The sequence below is a fragment of the Amycolatopsis sp. lyj-108 genome (genome assembly GCF_046549005.1).
Lineage (GTDB): Bacteria > Actinomycetota > Actinomycetes > Mycobacteriales > Pseudonocardiaceae > Amycolatopsis.
The window spans coordinates 231,280-257,909 of record NZ_JAJPWQ010000014.1 but is presented as its reverse complement, the minus strand read 5'-3'; the positions used below and the strand labels follow the sequence as shown (position 1 = coordinate 257,909).

Below are 26,630 nucleotides of genomic sequence, written 5' to 3'. Positions count from 1 at the left end.
GCCAGGTCGGCAAGTTTTCGTGCCAATTCGGCTGCGCTGAGGCGAAGGTGTGGTCATGAACGCGACGGAATTCTGGGACGAACTCCACGAACGGCGTGCCGCCGGAACGCCGAAGGTGAACGCGAGGCTGGCCGAGATCGCCGAGCCGCTGACCCCGGGCACCGCGCTCGACCTGGGCTGCGGTGGCGGGGGCGACGCGTTATGGCTGGCCGCCCGGGGCTGGCGGGTGACCGCGGTCGACATCTCCGGAGCGGCCGTGCGCGCGCTCCGCGAACGCGGTGGGCCGATCACGGCGCTCCGCGTCGATCTCGCCGAAGACTTCCCTGACGGCACCTTCGATCTGGTGTCCGCGCAGTACTTCCACACTCCTTTCGCCCTCGATCGTGACCGCGTCCTGCGCACCGCCGCGGGCGCGCTGAATCCCGGCGGGCGGCTGGTCGTCGTCGATCACGGCTCCGCCGCGCCCTGGTCGTGGGACCAGGACGGCGAGTACCCCACCCCGGGTGACGTGGCGGCCGGACTGGATCTCGACCAGGCGGAATGGTCGATCGACCGCGCGGAGGCGGCCGAACGCCTGGCCACCGGCCCGGAAGGCCGGACCGCGATCGTCATCGACCACGTCCTGATCCTCCGGAGGTCCGGGCGATGAGCCGCAAACGCGACGCCGGGCCGCCTTCGACGGGCCCTGGCGAGAAGGACGTGCTCGCCGGGTTTCTCGACTACCTGCGTTCCGCGGTCGTGGCGAAGGCCGAAGGAGTGCCGGACGAGCAAGCCCGCACCCCCGGCGTGCCGTCGGGGACGAATCTGCTGGGCCTGGTCAACCACCTGACCCAGGTGGAACGGCATTGGCTGCTCGGCCACCGCGTCGCCGATTGGAAGGCGACGTTCCATCCGGGCCCCGACGACACGGCGGCGTCGATTCTCACCGCGTACCGGGAAACCATCGCCGAGGCGAACGCCGAAATCGCGTCTTGGGACGACCTCGCCGCGGCGGGGCCCCGCCGGGGATCGCGGCGCTGGACGCTGACCCATCTGATCGAAGAAACCGCACGGCACGCGGGGCACGCCGACATCCTGCGCGAACTGATCGACGGCGCCACCGGGCGCTGAAACGGAGACTTCCATGCTTCACCGAGCCGCCGCGTTCGCCGTGGCCCTCATCCTGTTGACCGCCTGCGGTTCGCCCTCGGCCGCCGCTCCGCCCTACGAGAACATCACCCGCGGCGACGCGGCTTTCGCGCAACAGTTCCGCCATGAGTTCGCCGACGTCGACGGGGTGAAGATGCACTACGTCACCGGCGGCAAGGGAGCCCCGCTCGTCCTGCTGCACGGCTGGCCACAGACCTGGTACGGCTGGCACCGCGTCATGCCCGCGCTGGCCGAGCACTTCACGGTGTACGCCCTCGACCTGCCCGGTCTCGGCGACAGCGCCGGCTCTCCGCCCAGCTACGACAAGGCCACCTTGGCCCGCTACGTCCACGGCCTCGTCGCCGGACGGCTGGGCCTGCGCGATGCCCGGATCGCCGGCCACGACCTCGGCGCCGCGGTGGCGTTCCAGTACGCCGCGCAGTTCCCCGGCGACCTCACCAAGCTCGCGTATCTCGACCTGCCGTTGCCAGGTCCCGCGCTCGACGCGACGGCCTACCGGAACCTGAGCTGGCACATCGCCTTCCATACGCAGAAGACGGTCCCCGAGGCCGTCGTCGGCGACGACGTCCGCGAGTACCTGTCCCTGTTCTACCCCCAGGTCGCCTACTCGGGGACCGCGTTCGGCGGTCCTGGGGCGCCGTCGCCCTTCGACGACGCCGAGATCGACGAGTACGCCCGCACCTACACCCGGCCGGAGGTCCTGCACGGCGGCTTCGAGCTCTACCGCACGCTCGGCCAGGACGCGACCGCGAACACCGTCGCGAAACCCATCACCACGCCCACCCTGCTGATGACCGCCGAAGGACTGCTCGAACCGCAGAAGGCCACCCTGGCACCCCGTGTCGCCAACCTGGCCCGCGCGGTCGACGTGCCGCGGGCTGGACATTGGCTCGCCGAGGAGAATCCGGAGTTCGTGAGCGCCGAACTGGTCAAGTTCCTGAAGTAGCGCAACTCGGTTGCCCATGATCGAGGACTTTTGCGATGCTTCGCCCGTGTCCTCTTCTCCGATGCGCTCGTTGGACGTCCTCAACCATCCTTTCCGTGAACAGTTCGAGGTGTTCCTCGACGAACATCGTCGGGTGCTCGACAACTGTTTGGAGGGGATGACCGAAGAGCAGGCGCGCCGGTCGCTCGTTCCCTCCCGTACGACTCTGCTCGGTCTGGTGAAGCACGCGACCTTCGTGGAAAAGGTGTGGTTCGACGAAGCCGTCACCTGCCGCCCGCGCACCGAGATCGGGCTCCCCGCCACGCCTGACGAATCGTTCATCCTCGATGAGAAGGACACGATCGCCACCGTGCGGAAGGCGTATCGCGAAGCCTGCGAGGCGTCGCGCAAGGCGGCTTCGGCCCTCGAACTGGACGACCTGCTCCACGGCAACCGGCGTGGTCCGCTTCCGCTGCGGTGGGTGTACCTGCACCTGCTGCGTGAGCTCGCCCAGCACGGCGGCCACGCGGACATCCTGCGGGAGCAGATCCTGAGCGCGTGACAAAGCCCGATGGCGGGGAGCAGGCGCTCCCCGCCATCGGGCGTTCTTCGTCAGGAACGGGTCAGCGTGACCCCGTACTTGTTCGCCGCGTCCACGACCGGCTGGTAGTACGAGTACGAACCGGTGGCGTTGGCGCCCTCGTTGTAGCCGCAGTCGTGCCCGTCGGCGGGGCCGCCGGAAGTCATGCCCTGCGCGGTGTTGCCCGCGATGTAGGCGCCGCCGCTGTCGCCGCCCTCGGTGCAGACGGTCGACTTCGCCAGCCCGGAGGTGGCGACGCTTTCGCCGCTGTAGCGGACGGTCTGGTTGTAGGCGGTAATCTTGCCGCAGGTCCAGCCGGTGGTGTTGCCCGCCTTGCACAGCGTGGTGCCGACCGGCGCCTTCGAGCTGCCGGTGATCCGCACCGTGGTGCCCTTGCGGGTGTCCACGTAGCCGCGGCCGGTGTCCTCGGCGTCGATGTCCATCAGGCCCATGTCGGCCGACGGGAACTGGGTGGCGACGCCGCGTCCGATGTGGACGCCGTTGCGGTTCAGGATGTCCGGGTTGCCTTCGACGCAGTGCCCGGCGGTGAGCAGCACGTTGTTGCCGTTGCTGGTGGTGCCGGGGAAGCCGAGCGAGCAGTTGGTGCCGGGGTCGAGGTCCATGATCTGGCCGGGGATGACGTCGGCCTGCGTGGTGTTGCCGTTGGCGACACCGGTCTGGACCGCCACGCCGGGCAGTGCCGTGAGGCGGCGGACGAGGGCGCTGTCGGCACCCGGCTGCACGGTGACGACGACCTTGTCGGCCGCGAGTTCCGGACCCCACGCCTGCACCTGGCCGACGTCCTTGCCGATCACCTTGCCGACGGTGGCGGACAGGGCGTTCAGCGCGTTCTCGCCACGGGCACCGGTGCGCGGGGTCAGCCCGGCAGAGCGGAGCGCCTCGGCGGACCCGGCGTCGGCGGCGTTCACCACGAGGGCGCCGGCGTCGTCGAAGTACGCGCCGTCGGTGTGGAGACCGCGTGTTCTGATGCTGTCGAGCGAGGCGATCAGGTTCTTCTCGTGGTCCAGCTTCTGCGCGGCCTGAAGCGGGCTGACGCGCAGCTGGGCGGCGAGAGTCTCCAGCATCGTCTGGTCGTAGGCGGTGACCGGCGCGGCGGTCGCCGGGACGGCGAAAGCGCCGATTCCGGCGCAGACGCTCAGCAGGGTGAGCATGACGGGTCCGCGAATTCGCATGCGAATTTCCTTCGATAAGGAGGGGACGACGAACCGCCGGGATATGGTTTAAAAGGCAGGGACCGGGCGGTTCATCTCGATGTCACGCACAGTACGAGCGCCCGTCTTCCTCGCCGTAGCGCCGAAAGTAGGTTCCGTGATCACGCTCCTACTTTCGTAGGCGTAAAGGCGTGAATCGCCGCGAATTCAATTGCGCGGGAGTGTCATTGTCCGAAAAGTGTCAGCGGTCGAGGTAGGCGTTCAGCGCGGCGGCGCCGGAGAGCAGGGCCCGGCCCCTCGCCGAGAGCCGCGAGTGCCAGTCGCTCAGTGTCGACTCGAGCGGCACGACACCCCCGGCCGAGCGGACCTGGTCGATCAGCGGCGCTATCCGCTCCAGGAGGTAGCCGCCCCGCCGGAGCTGACGGGTCAGCTTGGCGTCGCGCACGTCGGCCGCGCTGTAGACGCGGTAGCCGGTCCGCGGGTCGCGTCCGGGCCGGAGAAGGCCCGCACGCTCCCATTCGCGCAGCGTGGCTGGCCGGACGCCGAGTTTTCTGGCCAGTGGACCGACGAACATCTCGCCCCGCTCCTGCGGCACGGGTTCGAGATCGCGGAGCGCGTCCGCGACGGCCTGGAGGGTGCGGCGATCCTCGAGCAGCTGCGCGTGGCTCTCGTCGACGAGCCGGAGCGCTTCCTCGACCGCGTCCCGGTTGACCGCCTCCATGATCGACGCCGCCGTCGCGTGACCGTGCCCAGGTACGAGGGCCAAGAACGCCCGCAGGGCTTGGGCGTGCCGGGGCGTGTAGGTGCGATAACCGTGCGGACCGCGTTCGGCGGCGGGGAGGATGCCGTCCGCCTCGTAATTGCGGACGGCCTGCGTGGACAGGCCGTGCTCACGTGCCAGGTCGACCGGCCTGAGCCGCTCGCGGGTGTGAAGGTTTCGGCCCACCGCCCCACGATATTCGGTCCGCTAACCGCGCGAGGAGTCCGCGCGCCGTTCGTACCGCGCGCGGGCCAGCCGGTAGGCCGTGCCGAGCAGTTCGCGGACGACCGCTTCGGTCTTCGACGCCGGGTTCACCACCGCCAGCCAGCCCGCCGTCCCGTAGACGGGGTGGGCGATCACGGTGTCTTCGACGGCGGGGTCGACGTCGGTTTCGGCCGCGTCCCGGGGAGCGCGGCCGAGCAGACGGGTGAAGTCCTCCTTGCCCGCGTGGATGTTCACGCGGAACGCGTCCGGCCGGTCCAGCCGCGAGGCCTCGTCGCCGGGGTAGTTCTTGGTCACGACCGTCGCGAAAGGCTGGACGTTCGTCGGGACGACGCCGTCGGGGGAGTAGTAGAAGAACGCGTCGCCCCAGCTGAGCTCCGGCCACTCGTCGCCCGGTCCCGGCGTGAGGGTCAGGACGCCGTCGAGGTCCGAAACGAAGCCGATGATGTCGTCGATGTTCATGTGCTCAAGCGTCGCATTAAAGTGCTCATGGAGGGTTCGGGTACGTTTTCGACGGGGTGAAGGTGTCAAGTCTCAAATCGATGCGCACAGCGGAGATCGCTCGCCTGGCGGGCTGCTCCGTGCAGCAGGTGCGGAACCTCGAACGTGACGGCGTGCTCCCGGCGGCGACGCGGACGGCCTCGGGCTACCGGAGCTACGAGGAGATCCATCTCCGGTCCGCGCTGGCCTATCGCGCGCTCGCCGCCGGTGTGGGGCCGGTCGAGGCCAAGAAGATCGTCCGCGCTCTGCATCGGGATCCGCTCCCCGACGTCCTCGCGCTCCTCGACGCCGCCCACGCCGGGCTCGACGCCGAACGCGCGGACCTCGAGGAGGCCAGGGAAGCCGTCCGGGTGATCTCCCGCGAACCGATCGAAGACGTCCGCGGCTCGGACTCGATGAGCGTCTCCGAACTGGCGTCGGCGCTCGGCGTGCGTCCTTCGACGTTGCGCCACTGGGACGCGGAACGGCTCGTCATCCCCGGCCGCGACGAGCGGGGGACGCGGCGGTACACGCCGTCCCAGGTGCGGGACGCGCGGATCGTGCAGCAGCTGCGGCTGGCCGGGTACCGCGTCGCGCCCCTTCGCGCCCTGATGCCGGAGCTGCGGCGATCCCGGCGGCTGGAAGACGTCGCGGCAGCGCTCTCCGTGCGGGACGCCGGGATCACGGCCCGCTCGCGGGCGCTTTTCGACGGCACCGCCGAGCTGTCCCGCTTGGTGGCCGTGTGTCCAGGCGGCGAACACACGTGATTGGAGGGCGCACACGCGTGATTGGAGGCGGAACTCGCGTGATTGGAGGGACGACATGCGTGATTGGGCGGACGGCTCGTGGTGGAACCCGGGCCGCGGTCGTGGTGTCCATCCAGTCACGCGTGTCGTCCGCTGAATCACGTGTGCCGTCCGGTCAGTCACGCGACATCGCCTACGAGGCGGAGGTCAGGTGGTCGGCGTCCGTTCCCGCAGGGCCGCGAGCGCCTTGTCGGCGTGGACGTCGAACTTCAGCTCACTCTTGATCACCGTGAGGATCCGGTGGTCGGTGCCGATCACGAAGGTGCGTCGTTTGGCGTGCAGCGGGCTGAACCGGCGCCATACGCCGAACTGTTTGGCGACGTTTCCGTCCGTATCGGACAGAAGCGGGTAGTCGAAGCCGTGCAGCGTGGAGAATTGCCGCTGCTTGGTGATCCCGTCCGGGCTGATCCCGACGCGGTGAGCGCCGACCTCGCCGAATTCCGTGGCCAGGTCGCGGAAGTGGCAGCTCTCGGCGGTGCAGCCCCCGGTCATCGCGGCGGGGTAGAAGAACAGCACGACCGGGCCGGTGGACAGGAAGTCCGACAGCGTGCGATCCCGGCCGGTGTCGTCGGGCAGGGTGAAGTCCGGGGCGAGGTCTCCTTGGTCCATGTCCGGTATTCGGAGCCGTGGGCGCGCCGGATCGGTGTCAGCGGGTGCCGAACCGGATATCGTCGCGGCATGTCTTCTCGCGAAGTGGGAACCCGGCGCGCTTTCGACGCCGCGGCCGCCGATTTCACCGCGCTGGGCCGTCATCTGTGGGAGCCGATCGGTGCGGCCACGGTGGCGGCCGCCGGACTCGGTGAAGGTGACCGTGTCCTCGACGCCTGCTGCGGCACCGGGGCCTCGGCGGTTCCCGCGGCGCGTGCTGTCGGGGCCGGCGGTGTGGTGGACGCGATCGACCTCTCCGGTCCGATGATCGGCGAGTTGCGCCGTCGTTCGGCGGATTTGCCGCAGTTGCGCGCGCACGAAGCCGACGCGACGGCGTGGGACACGGGCGGCTACGACGTCGTGCAGTCCGCGCTCGGCATCTTCTTCTTTCCCGACATGACGGACGGCACCGAGCGGCTGATCTCCCGGGCCCGGTCTGGTGGGCGGGCAGTGTTCACCATCTGGCGCGGTGGATCCATGGTGGCGGCGGGCCGTCACCTCGGACGTGCGGTGGCCGCGGTGACCGAGTCCGCTCCGCCACCGGAACGGGAACCGAGTTTGATCGACCGCGTCGACCAGGCCGACACATACGCCGCATGGCTTTCCGAGCGGAATCTGTCCGATGTGGACGTCGTGGTCAACGAGCTGCGGCTGACCATGACACCGGAGGTCGCCTGGCTGGTCGTCATCGGCTCCGGGTTCCGCGGTCTTCTCGCCGACCTCGAACCCGGCGCCGTCGAGCAGGTGCGTGAGCGCTACCTCGATTCCCTGCGTGCCGAAGGCGTGACAGAACTCGACGCGACGACGTTGATCGGCTCCGGCACGGTCCGCTGACGACCGCGTCCGCTTCGGTGTACAGTCGTTCACTCAAACCGGGGTGAACGGGTGGGACACGGGTGCGACCAGACAACGACTCCACTGTTCGGGGCCGCGGGCAAGGACCGTTCGGCTCCTGGCTGCTCGGTCCGCTCGATCAGGACTCGGCCGTGTTGCGGCGCCGCGTCCAGGGACTGCTCACCGGGACGCTGATCGCGACCAACGTCATCGGCGCGCTGGTCGTGGTCGGACTGGCGGCCCTGCTCATGCCCGCGCCCGGTATGTCCGGCGACCTCGTCCGGGTCACCGCGATCGCGGTCCCCGTCTACGTGGTCTCCGCCGTGGTCGTGGGCGCGTTGTGGGGCACCCGCGGCGCGTTGCGGACGTTGCGCTGGGCGGCCGACGGCCGGACGCCGACCGACGAGGAGCGCGCGGCCAGTCTTCGTGTCCCGTTGCGCCTGACGCTGGTGCAGGCGGTGCTGTGGGGCGTCGCGACCGTGGTCTTCGGCGTGCTGGCCGCGCTGGTGCAGCCGAAGGTCGTGCTCACCGAACTGCTCGTCGTCGCGTTCGCGGGCGTGGTCGTCTGCGCGATCGCTTATCTGGCGGGAGAGTTCATCCTGCGGCCGTACGCGGCCTTGGCACTGACGGGCACTTCGCCGGCACGGCGGCTCAGCGGCGGGGTCAATCTGCGGATGCTGCTGTTCTGGTGCCTCGGCACCGGAGTGCCGGTGGCCGGACTGGTGGTCACGGCGGTGCTGGCGTGGGCGCGCGGTGACGTGTCGACCACGAAGCTCGCCATCTCGGTCATCGTGCTCGGCCTGGTGGTGCTGGTCTTCGGTCTGCTGGTCACCGTGTTCACCGCCCGCGCCGTGGTGAACCCGATCCGGTCGGTGCAGCACGCGCTAGGCCGGGTGCGGGCCGGTGACTTCGCCGTGGAGATCCCGGTCTACGACGGCACCGAACTCGGTCTGCTGCAAGCGGGCTTCAACGGGATGGCCGCCGGTCTCGCGGAACGCGAACGTTTGCGCGACCTGTTCGGCAGGCACGTCGGCGAGGACGTCGCGATCGAGGCGATGCGCACGTCCGCCGAACTCGGCGGCACGGTGCGGACGGTGTCGGTGTTGTTCGTCGACCTGATCGGGTCGACCGCGCTGGCCGCGAGCCGCCCGCCCGAGGAGGTCGTCGGCCTGCTCAACCGGTTCTTCGCGGTGGTGGTCGACGAGGTCGACCGCAACCACGGGCTGGTCAACAAGTTCGTCGGTGACGCCGCGCTGGCGATCTTCGGCGCACCGGTGCGGCTGGAGGACCACGCGACCCTCGCGCTGTCCGCCGGCCGGGCGATTTCGCGAAGGCTGGCGGCCGAGGTGCCCGACTGCCCGGCCGGGATCGGCGTGGCGACGGGTGAGGTGGTCGCCGGGAACGTCGGCGACCCGCGGCGGTTCGAGTACACGGTGATCGGCGACCCGGTCAACGAAGCCGCCCGGCTGACCGAACTGGCGAAGAACGTCGAAGCCCGGTTGCTCGCTTCGTGGACGGCGATCGAGTCGGCGGCCGAAGACGAGGCCGCGCAGTGGAAGGCGACGGAGGACGTCACCTTGCGGGGCCGCAGCCGGCCCACCACACTCGCGACCCCCAAGGCCTGACCCGTGGTGGATTCACAGCCTTTGTGAAGGGGCCGTGAATCTTGCGCGGCGGCCCTCGCTCCGCCGCACACGGACCCGATGTTTCCTGGCACGCGAGCGCGTCCCGGCCCTGTGAACGATCACAGCGGCTCCTTCGCGCCTGGTGAGGGCGTTGTTCCCGAAGCCGGGGCGGCGCACGGTGATCTCCCCATCCCCGTGTCAAAGGAGACATCTGTGAAGAGCCTTTCGAGGGCCGCGCTGGCCACCGGAGCCGCCGTCTTCGCGCTGGGCATGCTGCCCGCCACCGCCCTCGCGCAGCCCGGCGACGCCGGGGACCGGCCCCACGGCCTGATCCAGACCCAGACCCACACCCAGGTGCGCGAGGTCGCGCCGGTGGCCGGGACCGCGATGACGGTCGCCGCGACCGCCGCGTCCAAGCAGCTGAACTACACCCAGCAGGTGCAGCAGTACAACCAATGGTGCTGGGCGGCGGACGGTTCGAGCATCGAGCGGTCGATGGGCGGCACCGCCACCCAGGCCCAGTTCTGCGCCGCGGGCAAGGGCACGTCGGCCGGGTACTGCCCGAACCAGCCCGCCCAGATCCCCGAGATCGTCCGCGGTTTCCGCGGCACCGGCTTCTCCTCGCAGGACGCGGGCGGGCCCATCGGTTTCAGCTCCGTCGTCAGCCAGATCGACGCCGGGATCCTGAACCTGACGGGGATCTACTGGACCTCCGGTGGTGGCCACGCCGAGGTGATCTACGGCTACGACTCGGCGAACCAGTCGATCATGGTCGGCGACCCGTGGCCGACGTATCAGCGTTACCAGACCTGGAACTACAACCAGTACCGCAGCAACGGCCAGTTCCGCTGGAACGACACCATCGTCAACATCCGGAAGGGCTGAGCCGCGGTCATGAACACGATCTGCCGGAAGTTCGCCGGTTGTCTCGCGGTGGCCGTCGCGACGCTGCTGCCCGCCACGCTTCCCGCCGCGGCCGGCGAGGGAGTCGTCCCGCCTTCGGACGGCGATCTCGCGGCCGCCGTGCGTGTCGCCGGGCAACCGGACGCGATCGGCCTCGCGAGATCGAACTTCCGGCAGGTCGCCCGGATCGAACCCCAGCGGATCACCATGGGGGAGAAGGGAATCCCGGTCTACACCCTCAATCCCGACTTCGTCAGGGGCATCGCCGGTGCGCCCGCGGGCGTGCTGAGATCCGTCGCCGTGACGGCCACCGCGGATTCCGGCCAGAAGGCCACGCTGCAGGCGATGCCCGAAGGCGGGGGAAAGTGGGTCGCGGCGAGCGTGTTCTCCGGCAACGACGAAGAAACTCTGAGCGCGCGGCTGAAGCCCGGTTCGGTCCTGCTCAACGAACCCCAGATCAACGGCTGGTACGAACTGGGCCCCGACGGTGTCGTGCTTTTGCAGGCGAGCCTGCCGCAGTCGCCGGTGGGGAAGTTCGTCCCGCTTTCCGACTACCAGCGTGAAGTACACGGCCGCTACGCCGACAAACTTCCGGGATCGGACTACCAGCGCGACCGCGGGCTCGGCTTCACGCAGGCCGTGCCCCCGCCCGCCGACACCGGGCCGCCGGTCGCGATCGTGGCCGGTCTGATCGCAGCCGGAGCCGCCGGGGTGGGAGTCGTGCTGGTCGCGGTGTGGCGGAAACGCCGCCTCACTCCCAGATGAGGTCGATCCCCGCTATCCCGACGCCGAGATCCTCGAAGTAGGCACTGACCGTCGCGCCCGGCCCGGGGTGCAGCGGCTCGCTGACCACGGGGGCCAGTTCTTCGCGCTCCCGCACGGTTTTGACGCAGCGGGCCGGGATCGCGCCGGCGTCGAAGCGCATCCGGAGCAGATACGCCGACATGCGGGAGCGCACCGTCCGGTGGAAACAGGTCGAACGGACCGACGCGGCCAGGCGCAACGTGAACGCGAAGGTATGGGTTTCCCCTTCGGCCAGGCCGCGGTCGAAGAGGAGCTCGAACACCATCCCCGGCGAAGAGGCGCTTCGGCGCACTCTGCCTCTTCGGCAGCCGTCGGTGGCGAAGACCGTCGTTGCCTCCATGTCGGTGCCGGGTTCGTCCTGATGGGTCACCACGAAACCGTCCGCGCCGGGCTCCCGGGCCCGCACCACCATGGTCGAGGCGATCTCCGAGATCCGGCCTTCCCCGGTCATGGTCAGCACGTCGACGACGGTCACGACGTCGAGCTTCGCGTTTCCCGCCGCGCCGGGTGTTTCGCTCAGTTCGTCCAGCAGCGAGCAGGTTTCGGCCCAGCTTTGCCGCAGCTCCGGCAACGACGGCCTGCGGTCGTCGCCGGGCGGCCGCCGTTGCGGGCCGATCAGCACGACCAGGCTGTCCGCGGGCAGCCCCAGCACGGCTTCGAGCGCGCGGACGACGTCGAGCGAGCGCGGCGTCGACGGATGCCGGAGCCCGCGCTGCCAGTAGCTCAAGGTCGATTCGGCCACGGAAACCCCGCGTGCCGCCAGATGCGCGCGGATCCGGGACAGGGAAAGCCCGCGGTGCTCCACCGCTTCGGAAAGCGCGCGGGGGAACGGGCTGGGTCTGACCTCGCGTTCCTGGTACATGCACACCCCCACCGACGCCGGGTTGGCGCAAAGCATGCGCAGTCCGGCGCCGGTCGGCAACCGCCTAAGGTCGAAAACCGGACTTTCAGGCGAATTCGAGCCTGTGAGCGGCGGCGCCGGCGCATAGGCGAAAGTGTTCGCATGACAGCCGACGCGATGATCGAAGACCTCAGGACACTCGTCGAGATCGAGTCCCCTTCGGGGGACATCAAGGCTTTGACGGCCTCGGCCGAGGCCGTCGCCGCTCTCGTCGAGACCCGTCTCGGCGGAACGGCGACCCTGGTGGAGAGCGCGGCGGGACCGCACGTCCGGTGGTCCGGCGGCGGTGAGCCGCGCGTGCTGATCCTCGGGCACCACGACACCGTGTTCCCGATCGGCACCTTGGCGCGCCGCCCGTTCGCGGTGACCGACGGCCGGGTGACCGGACCTGGGGTGTTCGACATGCTCGGCGGACTGGTGCAGGCGATCCACGGCCTGGCGGCGCTCGACGACCTGACCGGCGTCGAGATCCTGGTGACGGCCGACGAGGAAACGGGCTCGCACGAATCCCGGGCGCTCATCGAGGAGCGCGCCCGCGCTTGCGGCACGGTGCTGGTGTTCGAAGGAGCGGCCGATGGCGGCGGCCTCAAGATCGCCCGCAAGGGCTGCGGCACGTTCGAGGTCGTCATCACCGGCCGGGCGTCGCACGCAGGCCTCGAGCCGGAGGCCGGCGTGAACGCGCTGACCGAAGCCGCGCATCAGGTACTGGACATCGTCGCGCTCGGCAGGCCCGAGATCGGGACGAGCGTCACCCCGACCGTCGCTTCGGCGGGAACGGCGAGCAACGTCGTGCCCGCCTCCGCGACCGTCGTGGTGGACGTGCGAGTCGAGTCCGCCGCGGAGAAGGAGCGCGTCGAAGCGGGGTTCGCCGCGCTGACCCCGCGCCTCGAAGGGGCGGAAATCGTGGTGCGAGGCGGGATCCACCGGCCGCCGATGCCCGAATCGGCCGCCGCGGACCTCTTCGCCGTCGCCGGACGGCTACTGCCCGGAGTCGCCGGGGTGGCCGTCGGCGGCGGTAGCGACGGCAACCTGACCGCCGCGATCGGCGTCCCGACCCTCGACGGGCTGGGCGCCGTCGGCGGCGGCGCGCACGCCGACCACGAGTACCTGCTGGTCGAGTCGATGGCGGAGCGGGCGGACCTCGTCACCAGGCTGGTGATGGCGACCCGAGAGCGCTAACCCGCAAGTCTTGCCCGATTTCGGGCAAGAACTGGCGTTTCGGAGTCCCGATGTGCATGATGGGCTCCGTGGAGGACGCGGACATCGTCGAGCAGGTTGCCTTGTCGACGGGTCTGTCGACGGCCATCGCCGCCCGTGTCGTCGAGGACGTCCTGGCGTTCTACCGGCAGCCGGTCGAGCAGTACGTCCGGGAGCGGCATGCCCGGTTGCAGGCCGAGGGCAGGAAGAATCCCGAGATCTTCCCCCGGATCGCCGTCGAACTGAGCCGTCGTCTCGTCGCGCCTCCCGACCTGTCCGAGCGGCAACTGCGCCGCATCGTCTACGGCTGACGGAGCACGCCCGGTCTTCGTGTGCCCTGTCCGTTTTCTCTGTGAGGTTGACTCGTCATGTGCGGAATCGTCGGTTACATCGGCGGCCAGAACGCCGCCCCGATCCTGATCGAGGGGCTGACGCGGCTGGAATACCGCGGCTACGACTCGGCCGGGATCTCCGTCCTTGGCGGTAAAGGCGCCCAGGTGCACCGGATCGTGGGGCGGGTGCGGAATCTGACCGCGGCCCTGCCCAAACGGCTCGCGGGCAAGGTCGGCATCGGGCATACGAGGTGGGCGACGCACGGTCCGGCGACCGAGGCCAACGCCCATCCGCACGTTTCCGAGGACGGCCGGATCTCGGTGGTGCACAACGGGATCATCGACAACGCCGACGCGCTGCGCGAGCAGCTCACGCAGGCCGGGGTGACGTTGACGTCGGAGACCGACACCGAGGTGCTCGCCCACCTCATCGCGAGGTCGGGCGCGAAGACCCTCGAAGACGCGGTCGTCGAGGCCGTCTCGCGCGTCACCGGCACCTACGCGATCGCCGTGACCGATACCGGACACCCCGACCGTGTCGTGGTCGCGCGGAACGGTTCGCCGCTGATCATCGGCGTCGGCGACCGCGAGATGTTCGTGGCCAGCGACCTGTCCGCGCTGGTCCGGCACACCTCGCAGGTGGTGCACCTCGACGACGGCGAGTTCGCCAGCGTCTCGGCCACCGGCTACCGCACCTTCACCGTCGACGAGAGCGACACCGGCAAGGCCGCCACGGCGATCGACATCCAGGCCGACGACCTCGACCTCGGCGGGCACCGGCATTACATGTACAAGGAGATCCAGGAGCAGCCGGAATGCCTGGAACGCATGATCCGGGGCCGTCTCGACGACCGGTTCGGAGTGTCCCGTTTGGACGGTCTGAACCTGACTCCCCGTGACCTGCGTGGTTTCGCGAGGGTGAAGATCCTCGGCTGCGGCTCGGCGTACTACGCGGGCCAGATCGGCGCGACCATGATCGAGGACCTGGCGCGGGTCCCGGCCGACGCGGAGGCCGCGTCCGAGTTCCGCTACCGCAACCCCATCATCGAAGCGGACACGCTCTACATCGCGGTCAGCCAGTCCGGCGAGACGGCGGACACCGCGTTCGCCGTCGAGGAGGTCAAGCGCAAGGGCGGCCGGGTGGTCGGCCTCGTGAACGTCGTCGGCTCGAGCATCGCGCGGGCCTGCGACGGCGGCCTGTACCTGCACGCCGGTCCGGAGATCGCCGTCGCTTCGACCAAGGCGCTCACCAACATGGCCGTCGGTTTCGCGATGATCGCGCTGGCGCTCGGCCGCGTCCGCGATCTGTCCAATGCGGACGGACAGCGGATCGTCGCGGCACTCCGCGCGTTGCCGAAGCAGGTCGCGGAAATCGTCGAGGCGGAGGACCGGATCGCCGAGCACGCCAAGATCTGCGCGGACGCGCGGAGCCTGTTCTTCATCGGCCGGGTTCGCGGCTTCCCGGTGGCGCGGGAGGGCGCGCAGAAGTTCAAGGAGATCTCGTACCGGCACGCGGAGGCCTACCAGACCTCGGAGCTCAAGCACGGCCCGCTCGCGCTGATCGACGAGGAGCTGCCGACGGTCGCGATCGTGCCGTCCGACGACCTCGCCGACCGCAACCTGGCCGCGATGCAGCAGATCAAGGCACGCAAGGGCCAGGTGCTGGCGATCACCCACGACGACGTGGACTTCGGCGATCTCGACGTGCCGCGGTTCGTCGTCCCGCGTTCGGAACCGGAACTCGACCCGATCCTGCTCACGATCCCGTTGCAGCTGCTGGCTTATCACGCCGCGCTGATCCTCGGCCACGACATCGACAAGCCGCGGAATCTCGCGAAGTCCGTCACCGTGGAATGATCTCCTGAGCCGTCGAAGGGGTTCAGTCATGAGGCAGTACCTGCTCGCCGTCCAGCTCGACGAGAGCACACGGGACGCACCCGAGGACGAGGTCCGGGCGATGATGGCCAGGACCGGCGAGGTCACCGACGCGATGAAGGCCGCCGGGTCCTGGGTCTTCGTGGGCGGCCTGGAGCACTCGGACGTCTCCACGGTCGTCCGTCCCGAAGGCCGCACGACCACGATCACCGATGGGCCGTTCGCCGAGACGAAGGAACAGCTCGGCGGGTTTTGGGTGATCCAGGTCGACGACCTCGACCAAGCGCTGGCCTGGGCCGAGAAATGCGCGCTCGCCTGTGGACAGCCGATCGAAGTGCGGCCGTTCGGCGACCCGCGGCGTTGACGTCGATGGATTTCGACGGGATCTACCGGGCGGAGTACGGCCGGTGCGTGGCCACCCTGACCCGCCTCCTCGGCGACATCTCGCTCGCCGAGGAGGCGGTTCAGGACGCGTTCGCGACCGCGGTCGAGAAGTGGGCCGAGCCGCCGCCCAATCCGGGCGGCTGGATCGTCACCACCGCCCGTAACCGGGCGATCGACCGCCTGCGCCGGGAATCCACCCGCGAGTCCCGGCACGCGCAGGCCTTGCTGCTGCACCAGCCGGATGAGCCCGCCGAGGCCGGGCCGGTGCGTGACGACCAGCTCCGCATGATCTTCACCTGCTGCCATCCGGCGCTTTCGCCGCTCGCGCGGACCGCGCTCACCCTGCGGCTGCTCGGCGGGCTGGAGGTGGGGGAGATCGCGCGGGCGTACCTCGTCCCGGAAGCGACCGTGTCCCAGCGGATCGTCCGCGCGAAGAAGAAGATCCGCGACGCGGGCATCCCGTACCGGGTGCCGCGGGACGACGAACTCCCCGATCGGCTGGGCTCCGTGCTCACCGTGCTCTACCTGGTGTTCAACGAGGGATACACGTCCACGTCGGGAGACCTGCTGCGGACGGATCTCTGTCTGGAGGCGATCCGCCTGACGAGGGCGCTCACCGAGCTGATGCCGGACGAACCGGAGGTGCTCGGGCTGCTGGCGCTGCTCCTGCTCACCGAAGCCCGGCGGCCGGCGCGGGTCGGGCCGTCCGGTGAGCTGGTGGTGCTCGCGGACCAGGACCGGTCCTTGTGGAACCGGGAACTGATCGCCGAGGGGCACGAACTGGTGCGGCGATGCCTCCGCGTCGACCGGCCGGGTCCGTACCAGGTGCAGGCCGCGATCAACGCCGTGCACACGGACGGATCGTCGACCGACTGGACGCAGGTGCTGGCGCTCTACGACCGGCTGTGGCGGCTCACCCCGACGCCGATCGTCGCGCTCAACCGCGCGGTCGCCGTCGCCGAGGTGCACGGCCCGGCGGCGGCACTGGACGGGATCGCCGAGCTGGATCTACCGGGCTACCACCATCTGCCCGCCACCCGCGCGAACCTGCTCGCCCGCCTCGGCCGGGCTTCGGAAGCCACCGCCGCCTACGACGAGGCGATCGCCTTGGCCACCAACGACACGGAGCGAGCCTTCCTGGAGAACCGCCGGGCACGCCTCGGGTCCCCGTGATGATCTCGACCAACTATTGTCGCGGTGACCGCCGACGAGATCACCCGGACAGGCGTCAAGGTGATCACCGGTTGAAGCGTACGGGCGAGCGACTCGCCGGATATCTGATGACCGCGCCGTTCTACGTCCTGTTCGGCGTGTTCGGTCTCTTCCCGCTGCTCTACACCGCCTGGGTGGCGTTGCACCACTGGCATCTGGTCAACGGTGACACCGGGTTCGCCGGTCTCGGCAACTTCGCCGTCCTGCTCCAGGACCCGAAGTTCTACAACGCGCTCTTCAACACGGTCAGCATCTTCGTCCTTTCGACCGTCCCGCAACTGCTGGCCGCGCTCGGGCTCGCGGCACTCCTCGACCGCCCGTTGCGCGCGCGGACCCTGTGGCGGGCCAGTGTGCTGTTGCCCAACGTCGTCTCGGTGGTCGCGGTGGCGCTGGTGTTCAGCCAGCTCTTCGCCGAGGACTACGGCGTCGTCAACTGGGTGCTGGGCCTGGTGGGACTCGACCCGGTGGACTGGCGGACGGACCGGTTCGCCGCGCACGTCGCGATCAGCGTGATGGTGATGTGGCGCTGGACCGGCTACAACGCGCTGCTCTACCTCGCGGCCATGCAGTCCGTGCCGCAGGAACGCTACGACGCCGCCATGCTCGACGGCGCCTCGCGCTGGCGGACCTTCTGGTCGATCACCGTGCCCGCGATCCGCCCGACCATCGCCTTCACCGTCGTCGTCTCGACCATCGGCGGGTTGCAGTTGTTCGCCGAGCCGCAGTTGTTCGACGACACCGGCACCAACGGCACCGGCGGCGCCGACCGCCAGTTCCAGACGCTCGCCATGTACTTGTACGAGAAGGGGTTCGGCGAGTTCGACGCCGGATACGCGGCGGCGATCGCGTGGCTGCTCTTCCTGTTCTCGGCGGGCTTCGCGCTGGTCAACTTCTCGCTCGTGCGCCGGATGCGGGGCGGTGAGTGACCGTGGCGGCGAGGGAACGGACCGGATTCGTCGCCTACGGGCTGCTGCTCGCCGTCGCCGTCGCGTCGATCTTCCCGCTGTACTGGTCGTTCGTGGTGTCCTCGAAGGACAATTCCGCGCTCGGCGAGATGACTCCGCCGCTGCTGCCCGGCGGCAACCTGATCGAGAACGTGGGCAAGGTCTTCGACACCGTCGATTTCTGGCTGGCGATGCAGAACTCGCTGATCGTCGCCGGCACGGTGACCGTGTCGAACGTGCTGCTCTCCAGTATGGCCGGATTCGCCTTCGCGCGCCTGCGTTTCCCCGGCCGCGACTCGCTCTTCCTGGTCGTCATCGGCACCGCCATGGTGCCCGCCCAGCTCGGGGTGATCCCGCTCTACCTGGTGGTCGGCGAACTCGGCTGGTACGGGCGGCTGGAGGCGGTGATCGTGCCGGGGCTGGTCGGCGCCTTCAGCGTGTTCTGGATGCGGCAGGCGTGCGAGGAGGCGATCCCCGGCGAACTGCTCGACGCCGGCCGCGTCGACGGCTGTTCGACGGTGCGGCTGTTCTGGAGCGTCGCCCTGCCCGCCGTCCGTCCTCAGGCAGCCGTGCTCGGGATGTTGACGTTCATGACGGCGTGGAACGACTTCTTCTGGCCGTTGATCGTGCTCGACCCCAACGCGCATCCGACCGTGCAGGTGGCGCTGTCGCGGCTGGCGAGCGGTTACTTCACCGACTACTCGCTGATGCTGACCGCGGCGACGATCGGCGTGCTGCCTGTGATCGTGTTGTTCATCGTGCTGGCGAGGAAGGTGGTCGACGGGGTGATGCGTGGCGCGCCACGGGGCTGATTTGGGGTCGCGTTGAGCTACTGGGTTCGGTCTGTAGCCGTTTTTCGGTGATGTCGTTGGGCAGCGAGTGGTTCCGCAGCCGCTGCCGGGCCGGACCGGAGCGTGGTCACGCGGGGCATCTCTGCGAGACCATGAGCGGATTCGAGCCTCGGTCGAGTCATGGCCGTATTTCGGCAACCCGGCCAGTGCCGATCGCAGTCACGGGGCCGTGACCGATTTCCGGCGATGGTTCAGAACGGTGGCGGTGCTGACCGCGGCGACGATCGGCGTGCTGCCCGTGATCGTGTTGTTCATCGTGCTGGCCAGGAAGTGGTCGACGGCGTCATGCGTGGCGCGCCACGAGGCTGATTCGCGTGTCTGGAAGGCGGACTCCAGCCTGGCCGTATTTCGGCAACCAGGCCGCCGATCGCAGTCACGGCGCCGTGGCCGTTTTCCGGCAACGGCTCAGAACGGTGGCGGTTCCTCAGCGCGGGGTTCGTGCAGTGGCGGCGGTGTGCTGTCGTAACTCCGCCCCGTGGGCGTGGTGATGGTGAGAGTCCCATCGGAAGCCAGCCGGTAGACCCAGCCGGGTTCGTCTTTGAGGCGGTGGTCGCGGCGGCAGAGGTCGATCAGATCGGTGTCACTGGTGTGGCCGCCGTGTTGCCACGGCAGCGAGTGGTCGAGGTCGCAGGCTTGGGCGACGCGGTGGCAGCCGGGTCTTCGGCATTCCCTGTCGCGTACCCGCACGAACTCGCCCAGCCCGGCGGTGGGCCGATACCGGTCCCGGCCCAGATCCAGCACCTGTCCGGAGAGTGGGTCGGTGATGATCCGGCGCAGCACGGTGTCCGGCCCGGACGCGATGTGCCGGGCCAGCGAGGCCGGGATGTGGCCGTGTCCGGCGAGCTCGGCGGGATCTTCGTTCACCCCCAGATAGGTGTTGAGATCCATGTAGAGGAACACCTCGGACCGTTCACTCTTCCCGCCTTGGCCACTGAGCAGGAGGTCGAGGGCGACGTCGGCGCGGAGCTGGTCGAGGGTGCGGGTCTCGTCGCCGGTCTTCAGGGCGCGTGCTTCGCGGTCGATCCGGGTGTAGGCGGCGGCGACTTTCTCGACGGGGCCGTCTTCGACCTCGATCGAGGCGACCCCGGTCTCGCCCTGCCGGATCGACAACCGCCGCCCGGCGCGGTGGCGTTCGGTCCGAAGACCCGCCCCGTCGCGGTCGGCCATCATCGCCGCATGGTTCGCCGCTTTCCGGATCTGGTCGGAGTTCCTGCCCGGTAACCGGTCCTCCAGTACCTCGTCCACCGCACGTGCGTCGTCGTCGGACAGCCACGCGGTGGCCGTGGCGACCTTCATCGCCCCGTAGCCGCCCACCTGCCCGCGATCCAGGAGCCCCAGTGTTCGTGGCAGCCGGGTGGTCAACGCCTGGGCCGTCGACACCAGTCCTGCCGCGTGACCGTCCACAACAGACAGAGCGAACGCGACTTCCTGCGTCACACTGGACACGCCGTCACGGTGACGGTTCAGTTGCGCGAGAGCGCGGAACCGGACCGCTTCCAACCGTGCGATCCCCTCCGACGCCGCCACCGCAGCGTCGACAGCATCCTTGTCCTCCAACGAATTCAGCGCGGTATTGACCTCCTTCAACGCATCAGAAGAGGTGATTTCCTTGAGTAGCGCCACAGTGGCGTTGCGTGTGTCCACACGCAGAACATACGACCGACCACCGACAGTTTCCGACAACAGCAACATCAGCCCCCAGAACCGCTAGAGCCCGTTGCGCGCCACCACATCCGCGTAGAACAGGGCACTGTCCTTGAGTACCCGTTCCTGCGTCTCGAAGTCGACGTGCACGAGGCCGAACCGCTGCGTGTACCCCATGGCCCACTCGAAATTGTCGAGCAGCGACCAGGCCATGTAGCCGCGGACGTCGGCGCCCTGTTCGATCGCGTCGTGCACGGCGGCGAGGTGTTCGGCGAAGTACCGCACGCGTTTCGCGTCGTGCACGCGCCCGTCGACGACCTCGTCCTCGAACGCGGCGCCGTTCTCGGCGATCACGAGCGGCAGGCCGGGGCAGTGTTCGTGCAGCCACAGCAACAGATCGGTGAACGACGACGGCCGCTGTTCCCAGCCGAGCGAGGTCAGTTCGCCGCGTGGTCGCTGGACGTCCATCCCGCGCAGGCCGGGCAGCGGGCAGTTGCTGTCGGCTTCGGGGTCGTCGAGCGGGACGGCGCGGGCGGGCGCGTAGTAGTTGACGCCCAGGACGTCCAGCGGCTGCGCGATCACATCCAGGTCGCCGTCGGCGATCGCCGGTTCCAGTGTGCCGAGATGCGCCAGATCCGCCAGCAGTTCGGGCGGATAGCCGCGGCCGAGCAGGGGATCGAGGAAGAACCTGTTGTGCAGGAAGTCGAATCGGCGCGCGGCCTCGCGGTGGGCGGCGTCGTCCACATCGGTCAGCACGGGGGCGAAGTTGAGCACGATGGACACTTCCTGCTCGCCACCACCTGCCCGCAACGCCTGCGCGGCCCGGCCGTGCGCGAGCAGGAGGTTGTGCCCGGCGACCAGCGCCGCGCCCTCGTCCCGGATACCCGGCGCGTGGTCACCGTTGCCGTAGCCGATGAAGGCGGCGCAGAACGGCTCGTTGATCGTGGTCCATTGCCGGACGCGGTCGCCGAGTGCTTTGTGGACGGTCAGCGTGTAGTCGGCGAAAAGCTCCGCGAGATCGCGGTTGGGCCAGCCGCCTTCCGCTTGCAGCGCCTCCGGCAGGTCCCAGTGGTAAAGCGTCACCATCGGGGTGATCCCGTGCTCCAGCACCGTGTCGACAAGGCGATCGTAGAAGGCGAGGCCGCGGGGTTCGCTCGTGCGGCCGTCGGGCATCACCCGCGACCACGCGACGGAGAAGCGGTAGTACGGCACACCGAGTTCGCTCAGCAGGCCGATGTCCTCGCGATAGCGCCGGTAATGGTCACACGCCGGTTCGCCGGTGGCGCCGTCGAGCACCCGGCCGGGCCGCGCGGTGAAAGTGTCCCAAATGGACGGTCCGCGGCCGTCGGCCGTCGTCGAGCCCTCGATCTGGTACGCCGCCGTCGCCGTGCCCCAGCGGAACCCGGCCGGAAATCCGCGTGTCACGCCGTCGTCGTTCATTTGGCGGCCGCGGCGCGGCCCTCCGTCGAAGCCTGGTTCCAGGCCTCGACGAGCGATTGCCGCCCCTCCTCGACGCGGCCGAGGGCGTGCCCGTACACGGGCCGCACCTCGCCGTCACGCAGCCCGCGGTAGTTCGGCCGCAGCGCTTCGGCGGAGGTGGCGAAGATCTTGCCGACCGGCGCGTCCCCGAAGTACTTGCTGGTGTGGGAAAGCACGGCGCTGTCCTGGTAGGCGCCGAGCGCGCTGGGCAGCAGCCCGCTTTCCAGGAAGATCCGTTTCTGCTGTTCGGGCGCGGTGAGCCAGACGGCGAGGTCGTAGGCCTCCTTGCGGTGCGCGCCCTGCTTCGGCACGGTCAGGAACGAGCCGCCCCAGTTGCCCGCCTTGCCGGGAACCGCGGTGACGTCCCATTTGCCCGCCAGTTCCGGGCCGCCTGCCTCTTCGATCTGGGTGAGCATCCACGCGGGACAGGTGATGGCGGCGAACCGGCTCTGCTTGATCGCCACCGTCCACGGCTGCGTGAACGTGGTGACCGCCGCCGTCTCCTTCTTCAGCGCCATCCCGCCCGCCAGTTCGAAGGCCTTGCGCACGTTGGGGTTCTTGTCCGCGACGAACGTGTCGTCCTTGGCGAAGTAGTTCTCCTCCGCCTGGTTGAGCATCGCCGTGTAGATCGTGCCCGCCGAGTCGGCGAATTTGACGTCTTCCGGCGCCTTGGCGCTGAACCGCTCCCCGGTTTCGGCGAACTTCTCCCAGGTCGGCCACAGCGCGGCCACCTGATCGCGGTCGGTCGGCAGGCCGGCGTTCGCGAACAGGTCGCGGCGGTAGCAGAGGGCGAGGCTGCCCATGTCGGTGCCGAGCCCCATCACGAACTTCCCGCCGTCCGCGGTGCCCTGGTCCCATTTCCAGGCAGGCCACTGCTCGCGGAGACGCTGCGCGCCGAATTCGGACAGATCGGTGAACTTGTCCGTGGACTGGCGGAACTTGGGGAGGTACTGCTCCTCGATCGCGACGACGTCCGCGCTGCCGCGTCCGGCGCCGAGGCCGGTGGCGAGCTGCCGGTGGTGGGTCTCGAAGTCGGCGACCCGGCCCTCGACGGTGATGCCCGGATGCGCCTTTTCGTAGTCGTCGAAGAGTTTCTCGTACCCGAATTCGCCGAAGGTGGCGACGGTGAGCTTGATCGGGTCGCCGGGTTCCGGCGTGCCCGAACAGCCGGTGAGCAGCAGCACGAGGGCCGTCAAGCCGGCCAGCACGCGGGTCATGGTTCTCCTCGGTCGTACGGTGATGATCGCGTTCACGCCAGTCTTCTCGGCAGCTGATCGCCGACGGTCAGCCGGGAATCCGCGTGCAGTTTGGTCAGCACCCTCGACACCAGCGACTGCACTGTCCTCCTGGGCAGGCTCAGCTCCGCGGCGATCTCGGGGTTGGACAGTTTCGCCGCCACCAGCCGCGCGACCCGCAGTTCCAGCGGCGACAGCGCGCCGCTGTGCCGGGGTCCGCGCTCGGCGCGGCTCAGCACCCCGTAGCGGCGCAGCCGGTTTTCCGCCCGGCGGATGCTCCAGGTGGCGCCGACCGGCCCGAGCACCTCGCACGCCTCGGTGAGCGAGCGGGTGGCCGCTTCGAGGTAGCCGGCGCGGCCGAGCAGTTCGGCGGCGTCCTCCAGCGCGGCGGCGAGTTCGATCGGGCGGCCCACCTCGCGGTAGTGATCGGCCGCGGACAGCATGCCTTCGGGATCGCCGTCGATCAACGCCCTGCATCGGGCGGCGGCCGCAGTCGCCCTGGCGGGCACGGACTCCTGGCCCGCCTCCTCGGCGCAGACGGCGAGCGCTTCCCTTGCGACGGCGTCGTTCCCGGCCGCGAGCGCGACGCGGACGACGTCGGGAAGCCATTGGTGGCGCAGCATCATCCGGGCGTAGTCGGGGCGCAGCACCGGCGCGATCAGCCGCAGCGCGTCGTCGAGCGCGCCGCGCTGTTCGGCGGCCATCGCCAAGGCAGCGAGGTAGAAGTCGCAGCTCTCGCGCTCGGACGAGTTCGACGGCGAATGCGCCTCGGCGGCTTCCAGATGGGCGCGGACGGAGACGCGTTCGCCCCGGTGGCCCGCGATGAGAGCGGCGACTCCGTGCAGCAACAGCGCGGCGGCGCCCGGCTCGCGCACCCCGTAGAAGGTGATCGCCGGGCCGTCCTCGGTGACCGAGTCCAGTTCGGCCAGCGCCTCGTCCCAGCGGCCGGTCCAGTAGTAGTGCACGGCCGCCGAAACCTGCGGACCGGTCGGCAAGCCGTGCCGGGCCGCCGTCTCGTATCCGGCGTGCAGCGTGGCGTCGGCCTCGGCGAGCCGGTCGAGGTTCTGCAGGGTGAAGAGGCGGTTGTCGAGCAGGTCGAAGCGCAGGGTCGCCAGCTCGGCCTGGTCGCCGGTGGTCTCGAGCGCGGCGTCGATTGCGGTCAGCGCCCGGTCGTGCTCGCGGCGGATCGAGTGCACGAGCCACAACGTCTGCTGCGCGTGCGCGGCGGGATAGCGTTCACCCGCCTCGACGGCTTCGGTGTGCAGGCCCCGCGCGATCCGTTCGGTCTCGTCGAGATCGTCGAGGGTGCCGCGCCGGAAGTTGGCGAGCAGGGTCCGGGTGCTGGTGCGCCACAGTTCCGGTATCGACGGGTCGTCCGCGGTGTCGGCGAGTGCCTCGATCGCGCCGGGCGTGTCGCCCCGGCGGTAGCGCAGCGCGGCGAGGAAATGCCGCATCTGCGCCAGATCCGCCTTGTCTTCGACCGTCTTCACCGCCTGTTCGGCTTCGGCCTCCGGCGCCTGTTCGAGGCGGAACAGCACCCGCACCAGCGCCGCGATCAGCGTCCCCCGCTGTTCGCGGGTGGGCACCGTGCTGTCGAGCGCGCCGCGGAGGAGATCGGCCGCGATATGCGGGGCGCGGTTGGACACCGCGACGTGGTTGGCGGTGAGCCAGCCCGCCAGCCACGGGTCGAACGGCACCGGCCCGGCCGCGAGCTGCTCGGCGACCCGTTTGACCGGCGCGCCCGCCCGGGCGAGCGACTCGGCGGCACGCCGGTGCAGCGCGGCGCGGACCGGTTCGGCGATGCCGCCGTAGAGCGCCTGCCGCTGGAACGGATGGTGGAAGGCGAGTTTGTCGCCGGCGTACTCGATCACGCCCGCGGTGGTGGCCGGTTCCAGTTCCCGCAGGACCTCCAGCGGGCTCTTGCCGGCCAGCGTGGCGAGGTCCTCGACGGCGAATTCCGCGCCCAGCAGCGAGGCGGTGCGCAGGATCTCGGTCATGGCCGGATCGAGGCATTCCAGCGTGCGGGCCACCGCGGCGAGCAGTGACCGGGGCGCGTTCTCGGTGCCGTCCAGCGTCACCTCGGCCACGCCCGCCTTGATCAGCAGGGAGCCGGTGCGCACCAGGTCGTGCGCGATTTCCCTGGCGTAGAGCGGGTTCCCGGCCGCGCGCCGGACCAGCGGACGCAGGCTCGGCCCCAGCTTGGCCCCGAGCACCACCTCGAACACGGCGGCGATCTCATCGTCGCTCAGCACCTCGACCGGCATGATCTCGCCGTCCCTCGCCTCGACCCCGCGGCGCAGCCGGGCAAGATCCGGGCGGCCGTGCCCGGTGCGGGTGGCGGCGACCAGCAGCAACGGCAGCTGGCGGGTGGCGGCGGCCAGCCGCTGCCACAGCAGCACACTGGCCTCGTCCGCCCAGTGGAGGTCGTCGATCACCAGCACCAGCGGGCCCGCCGCGCAGGTGTCGTCGACCAGTGCCAGCAGTTTGTCCACAGTGGACAGGATCGGGTCGGCGGGGCCCCAGTTCCCGTGCGCGGGCTCGGCGTGCAGCTCGCCTGCCAGCTTGGCCTTGGCCGGATCCGCCGCGCCGTGGTGCACGCCGAGGCATTCCATGATCACCTGCAGCGGGAACCGTTGCTGGAGCTCGTCGGCCGCGGTCCAGGCGAGCTGGCAGCCGCGTGCCGCGGCGCCCGACAGCCCGGCGATCAACAGCTCCGATTTGCCGATGCCCGGTTCGCCTTCGAGCCAGACCGGACGGCCGCGGCCGGCGAGTACGTCGGTGACGAACCCGTCCAGCCGTTCGACCTGCCGGGTCCGGCCGGGCAGGTGACTCTGGCCGCCGCGTTCGATCGCCTTGGCCACCGGCGGCGGCACGACCCGGATCGGGGCCGGTTTCGCGTCGGTGACCGGCATTTCGGTGCCGCTCAGGATGCGCTGGTGCAGGTCACGCAGCGGCGCTCCGGGTTCGACGCCGAGCTCGTCCCGGAGTATTCGCCTGGCCTCGCGGTACGCGGCGAGCGCCTCGATCTGGCGCCCGCTGGCGTGCAGGGCACGCATGAGTGTCTCGTGCAGCGACTCGCGCAACGGATGCCGCCGCACCAGCGCGGTCAGCTCGGCCACCAGTTCGCGGTGGTCGCCGAGGCGGAGCAGTGCGGTGGCGCGCAGTTCGGTGGTGGACAGCTGAAGTTCGGTCAGCCGGACGCGTTCCGCCTCCGCGAACGGGCCCGGTACGCCGGAATAGGCCTCGCCGCGCCAGACCCCGAGCGCGGTGGTGAGCCGTGCGGCCGCACCGCGCTGGTCGGCGTGGGCGAGCAGCCTCCTGGCCGCGGCGGCGTCCTGTTCGAACCGGTGGACGTCGAGCGACTCGCGGTCCAGCCGCAGGGCGTAACTCGATCCGGACGAACGCAGCATTTCGTGCGCGTCGCCGCCCGCCTTGCGGATCGCCCCGCGCAGACCGGAGACGTAGGTGTGGACACTGCCGGTGGCGCTGGCGGGTGCCGACTCGCCCCAGACGCTCGAGATCAGTTCGCCGAGCGAGATCGTCTGGCCGCGGCGCGCCGCCAGGGTGGCGAAAACCGCGCGCTGACGGGCGGGCCCGAGCTTCAGCTCGACGTCTTCGAGCCAGGCACGAGGCGGCCCGAGCAGCTCGACGCGCAGCCCGTTCGTCAC

25 protein-coding genes are annotated in these 26,630 nt (G+C 69.8%); 16 read left to right on the top strand and 9 right to left on the bottom strand.

Annotated features, from left to right (window positions below):
• The first annotated feature begins 55 nt into the window (after nucleotides 1-55).
• From ACLJO0_RS38330 to ACLJO0_RS38315, 4 genes are all read left to right on the top strand, one after another.
• Nucleotides 56-649 carry a class I SAM-dependent methyltransferase gene (locus ACLJO0_RS38330; RefSeq protein ID WP_410584399.1) on the top strand — a complete coding sequence of 198 codons (594 nt, stop codon included), beginning with the start codon at nucleotides 56-58 and terminating at the stop codon, nucleotides 647-649.
• Nucleotides 646-1,110 carry a DinB family protein gene (locus ACLJO0_RS38325; protein WP_410584397.1) on the top strand — a complete coding sequence of 155 codons (465 nt, stop codon included), beginning with the start codon at nucleotides 646-648 and terminating at the stop codon, nucleotides 1,108-1,110. The genes ACLJO0_RS38330 and ACLJO0_RS38325 overlap by 4 nt, the downstream gene beginning before the upstream one ends.
• Before the next feature lie 13 nt (nucleotides 1,111-1,123).
• Nucleotides 1,124-2,095, top strand: a complete 972-nt coding sequence (locus ACLJO0_RS38320) for an alpha/beta fold hydrolase (RefSeq protein ID WP_410584395.1) — start codon at nucleotides 1,124-1,126, stop codon at nucleotides 2,093-2,095.
• 61 nt (nucleotides 2,096-2,156) lie between these two features.
• Nucleotides 2,157-2,636 carry a DinB family protein gene (locus ACLJO0_RS38315; RefSeq protein WP_410584522.1) on the top strand — a complete coding sequence of 160 codons (480 nt, stop codon included), beginning with the start codon at nucleotides 2,157-2,159 and terminating at the stop codon, nucleotides 2,634-2,636.
• A gap of 50 nt (nucleotides 2,637-2,686) precedes the next feature.
• Here ACLJO0_RS38315 and ACLJO0_RS38310 read toward each other — a convergent pair whose 3' ends face one another.
• From ACLJO0_RS38310 to ACLJO0_RS38300, 3 genes are all read right to left on the bottom strand, one after another.
• On the bottom strand, nucleotides 2,687-3,847 hold the full coding sequence (locus ACLJO0_RS38310; RefSeq protein ID WP_410584393.1) for a S1 family peptidase: 1,161 nt from the start codon (nucleotides 3,845-3,847) through the stop codon (nucleotides 2,687-2,689).
• A 220-nt stretch (nucleotides 3,848-4,067) separates the two neighbouring features.
• Nucleotides 4,068-4,772 carry a TioE family transcriptional regulator gene (locus ACLJO0_RS38305; RefSeq protein ID WP_410584391.1) on the bottom strand — a complete coding sequence of 235 codons (705 nt, stop codon included), beginning with the start codon at nucleotides 4,770-4,772 and terminating at the stop codon, nucleotides 4,068-4,070.
• A 21-nt stretch (nucleotides 4,773-4,793) separates the two neighbouring features.
• Nucleotides 4,794-5,270 carry a DUF6194 family protein gene (locus ACLJO0_RS38300; protein ID WP_410584389.1) on the bottom strand — a complete coding sequence of 159 codons (477 nt, stop codon included), beginning with the start codon at nucleotides 5,268-5,270 and terminating at the stop codon, nucleotides 4,794-4,796.
• Nucleotides 5,271-5,350: 80 nt separating this feature from the next.
• Here ACLJO0_RS38300 and ACLJO0_RS38295 point away from each other — a divergent pair, with 80 nt between their 5' ends.
• Nucleotides 5,351-6,055, top strand: a complete 705-nt coding sequence (locus ACLJO0_RS38295; protein WP_410584387.1) for a MerR family transcriptional regulator — start codon at nucleotides 5,351-5,353, stop codon at nucleotides 6,053-6,055.
• Between the two features lie 186 nt (nucleotides 6,056-6,241).
• Here ACLJO0_RS38295 and ACLJO0_RS38290 read toward each other — a convergent pair whose 3' ends face one another.
• Complete coding sequence (locus tag ACLJO0_RS38290) at nucleotides 6,242-6,703, bottom strand: peroxiredoxin (RefSeq protein WP_410584385.1); 462 nt, start codon at nucleotides 6,701-6,703, stop codon at nucleotides 6,242-6,244.
• Nucleotides 6,704-6,772: 69 nt separating this feature from the next.
• Here ACLJO0_RS38290 and ACLJO0_RS38285 point away from each other — a divergent pair, with 69 nt between their 5' ends.
• The 4 genes from ACLJO0_RS38285 to ACLJO0_RS38270 all read left to right on the top strand — a co-directional run bounded on the left by ACLJO0_RS38285 (nucleotide 6,773) and on the right by ACLJO0_RS38270 (nucleotide 10,869).
• Nucleotides 6,773-7,576, top strand: a complete 804-nt coding sequence (locus tag ACLJO0_RS38285) for a class I SAM-dependent methyltransferase (protein WP_410584383.1) — start codon at nucleotides 6,773-6,775, stop codon at nucleotides 7,574-7,576.
• A 62-nt stretch (nucleotides 7,577-7,638) separates the two neighbouring features.
• On the top strand, nucleotides 7,639-9,201 hold the full coding sequence (locus ACLJO0_RS38280) for an adenylate/guanylate cyclase domain-containing protein (protein WP_410584381.1): 1,563 nt from the start codon (nucleotides 7,639-7,641) through the stop codon (nucleotides 9,199-9,201).
• A gap of 213 nt (nucleotides 9,202-9,414) precedes the next feature.
• Complete coding sequence (locus ACLJO0_RS38275) at nucleotides 9,415-10,086, top strand: papain-like cysteine protease family protein (protein ID WP_410584379.1); 672 nt, start codon at nucleotides 9,415-9,417, stop codon at nucleotides 10,084-10,086.
• Nucleotides 10,087-10,095: 9 nt separating this feature from the next.
• Nucleotides 10,096-10,869 carry a hypothetical protein gene (locus ACLJO0_RS38270; protein ID WP_410584377.1) on the top strand — a complete coding sequence of 258 codons (774 nt, stop codon included), beginning with the start codon at nucleotides 10,096-10,098 and terminating at the stop codon, nucleotides 10,867-10,869.
• Here the strand turns inward: ACLJO0_RS38270 and ACLJO0_RS38265 are convergent.
• Nucleotides 10,856-11,830 (bottom strand): XRE family transcriptional regulator, encoded by a 975-nt coding sequence (locus tag ACLJO0_RS38265; RefSeq protein ID WP_410584375.1) that lies wholly within the window; start codon nucleotides 11,828-11,830, stop codon nucleotides 10,856-10,858. The two genes, ACLJO0_RS38270 and ACLJO0_RS38265, sit on opposite strands and share 14 nt — an antisense overlap.
• 81 nt (nucleotides 11,831-11,911) lie before the next feature.
• Here ACLJO0_RS38265 and ACLJO0_RS38260 point away from each other — a divergent pair, with 81 nt between their 5' ends.
• From ACLJO0_RS38260 to ACLJO0_RS38230, 7 genes are all read left to right on the top strand, one after another.
• Nucleotides 11,912-12,988 carry a M20 family metallopeptidase gene (locus tag ACLJO0_RS38260; protein ID WP_410584373.1) on the top strand — a complete coding sequence of 359 codons (1,077 nt, stop codon included), beginning with the start codon at nucleotides 11,912-11,914 and terminating at the stop codon, nucleotides 12,986-12,988.
• Nucleotides 12,989-13,044: 56 nt separating this feature from the next.
• The gene (locus ACLJO0_RS38255) at nucleotides 13,045-13,317 is read left to right on the top strand and encodes a hypothetical protein (protein ID WP_125795218.1); all 273 of its coding nucleotides are present in this window, start codon (nucleotides 13,045-13,047) and stop codon (nucleotides 13,315-13,317) included.
• Between the two features lie 57 nt (nucleotides 13,318-13,374).
• A complete protein-coding gene (gene glmS / locus ACLJO0_RS38250) occupies nucleotides 13,375-15,195 on the top strand; it encodes a glutamine--fructose-6-phosphate transaminase (isomerizing) (RefSeq protein WP_410584371.1) in 1,821 nt (606 codons plus the stop codon).
• Nucleotides 15,196-15,223: 28 nt separating this feature from the next.
• The gene (locus ACLJO0_RS38245) at nucleotides 15,224-15,577 is read left to right on the top strand and encodes a YciI family protein (RefSeq protein ID WP_410584369.1); all 354 of its coding nucleotides are present in this window, start codon (nucleotides 15,224-15,226) and stop codon (nucleotides 15,575-15,577) included.
• Nucleotides 15,578-15,582: 5 nt separating this feature from the next.
• A complete protein-coding gene (locus ACLJO0_RS38240; RefSeq protein ID WP_410584367.1) occupies nucleotides 15,583-16,770 on the top strand; it encodes an RNA polymerase sigma factor in 1,188 nt (395 codons plus the stop codon).
• Nucleotides 16,771-16,841: 71 nt separating this feature from the next.
• A complete protein-coding gene (locus tag ACLJO0_RS38235) occupies nucleotides 16,842-17,735 on the top strand; it encodes a carbohydrate ABC transporter permease (RefSeq protein ID WP_125795222.1) in 894 nt (297 codons plus the stop codon).
• Nucleotides 17,736-17,737: 2 nt separating this feature from the next.
• Nucleotides 17,738-18,565, top strand: coding sequence for a carbohydrate ABC transporter permease (locus ACLJO0_RS38230; protein ID WP_410584364.1), 828 nt, complete (start codon nucleotides 17,738-17,740; stop codon nucleotides 18,563-18,565).
• Between the two features lie 444 nt (nucleotides 18,566-19,009).
• Here ACLJO0_RS38230 and ACLJO0_RS38225 read toward each other — a convergent pair whose 3' ends face one another.
• The 4 genes from ACLJO0_RS38225 to ACLJO0_RS38210 all read right to left on the bottom strand — a co-directional run bounded on the left by ACLJO0_RS38225 (nucleotide 19,010) and on the right by ACLJO0_RS38210 (nucleotide 26,630).
• Nucleotides 19,010-20,248 (bottom strand): DUF222 domain-containing protein, encoded by a 1,239-nt coding sequence (locus ACLJO0_RS38225; RefSeq protein ID WP_410584362.1) that lies wholly within the window; start codon nucleotides 20,246-20,248, stop codon nucleotides 19,010-19,012.
• A 63-nt stretch (nucleotides 20,249-20,311) separates the two neighbouring features.
• Nucleotides 20,312-21,673: a GH1 family beta-glucosidase gene (locus tag ACLJO0_RS38220; protein ID WP_410584360.1), complete on the bottom strand. Its 1,362-nt coding sequence runs from the start codon at nucleotides 21,671-21,673 to the stop codon at nucleotides 20,312-20,314.
• A gap of 11 nt (nucleotides 21,674-21,684) precedes the next feature.
• A complete protein-coding gene (locus tag ACLJO0_RS38215) occupies nucleotides 21,685-22,944 on the bottom strand; it encodes an ABC transporter substrate-binding protein (protein ID WP_410584358.1) in 1,260 nt (419 codons plus the stop codon).
• Nucleotides 22,945-22,976: 32 nt separating this feature from the next.
• Nucleotides 22,977-26,630: a BTAD domain-containing putative transcriptional regulator gene (locus ACLJO0_RS38210; RefSeq protein ID WP_410584520.1), complete on the bottom strand. Its 3,654-nt coding sequence runs from the start codon at nucleotides 26,628-26,630 to the stop codon at nucleotides 22,977-22,979.

Bases quoted from the DNA above. Each gene is read 5' to 3' on its own strand.
- glmS (WP_410584371.1), top strand. From the start codon at position 13,375: ATGTGCGGAATCGTCGGTTACATCGGCGGCCAGAACGCCGCCCCGATC.
- ACLJO0_RS38290 (WP_410584385.1), bottom strand. From the start codon at position 6,703: ATGGACCAAGGAGACCTCGCCCCGGACTTCACCCTGCCCGACGACACC.
- ACLJO0_RS38320 (WP_410584395.1), top strand. From the start codon at position 1,124: ATGCTTCACCGAGCCGCCGCGTTCGCCGTGGCCCTCATCCTGTTGACC.
- ACLJO0_RS38270 (WP_410584377.1), top strand. From the start codon at position 10,096: ATGAACACGATCTGCCGGAAGTTCGCCGGTTGTCTCGCGGTGGCCGTC.
- ACLJO0_RS38330 (WP_410584399.1), top strand. From the start codon at position 56: ATGAACGCGACGGAATTCTGGGACGAACTCCACGAACGGCGTGCCGCC.
- ACLJO0_RS38240 (WP_410584367.1), top strand. From the start codon at position 15,583: ATGGATTTCGACGGGATCTACCGGGCGGAGTACGGCCGGTGCGTGGCC.
- ACLJO0_RS38295 (WP_410584387.1), top strand. From the start codon at position 5,351: ATGCGCACAGCGGAGATCGCTCGCCTGGCGGGCTGCTCCGTGCAGCAG.
- ACLJO0_RS38215 (WP_410584358.1), bottom strand. From the start codon at position 22,944: ATGACCCGCGTGCTGGCCGGCTTGACGGCCCTCGTGCTGCTGCTCACC.
- ACLJO0_RS38310 (WP_410584393.1), bottom strand. From the start codon at position 3,847: ATGCGAATTCGCGGACCCGTCATGCTCACCCTGCTGAGCGTCTGCGCC.
- ACLJO0_RS38245 (WP_410584369.1), top strand. From the start codon at position 15,224: ATGAGGCAGTACCTGCTCGCCGTCCAGCTCGACGAGAGCACACGGGAC.
- ACLJO0_RS38300 (WP_410584389.1), bottom strand. From the start codon at position 5,270: ATGAACATCGACGACATCATCGGCTTCGTTTCGGACCTCGACGGCGTC.
- ACLJO0_RS38260 (WP_410584373.1), top strand. From the start codon at position 11,912: ATGACAGCCGACGCGATGATCGAAGACCTCAGGACACTCGTCGAGATC.
- ACLJO0_RS38315 (WP_410584522.1), top strand. From the start codon at position 2,157: ATGCGCTCGTTGGACGTCCTCAACCATCCTTTCCGTGAACAGTTCGAG.
- ACLJO0_RS38285 (WP_410584383.1), top strand. From the start codon at position 6,773: ATGTCTTCTCGCGAAGTGGGAACCCGGCGCGCTTTCGACGCCGCGGCC.
- ACLJO0_RS38255 (WP_125795218.1), top strand. From the start codon at position 13,045: ATGATGGGCTCCGTGGAGGACGCGGACATCGTCGAGCAGGTTGCCTTG.
- ACLJO0_RS38325 (WP_410584397.1), top strand. From the start codon at position 646: ATGAGCCGCAAACGCGACGCCGGGCCGCCTTCGACGGGCCCTGGCGAG.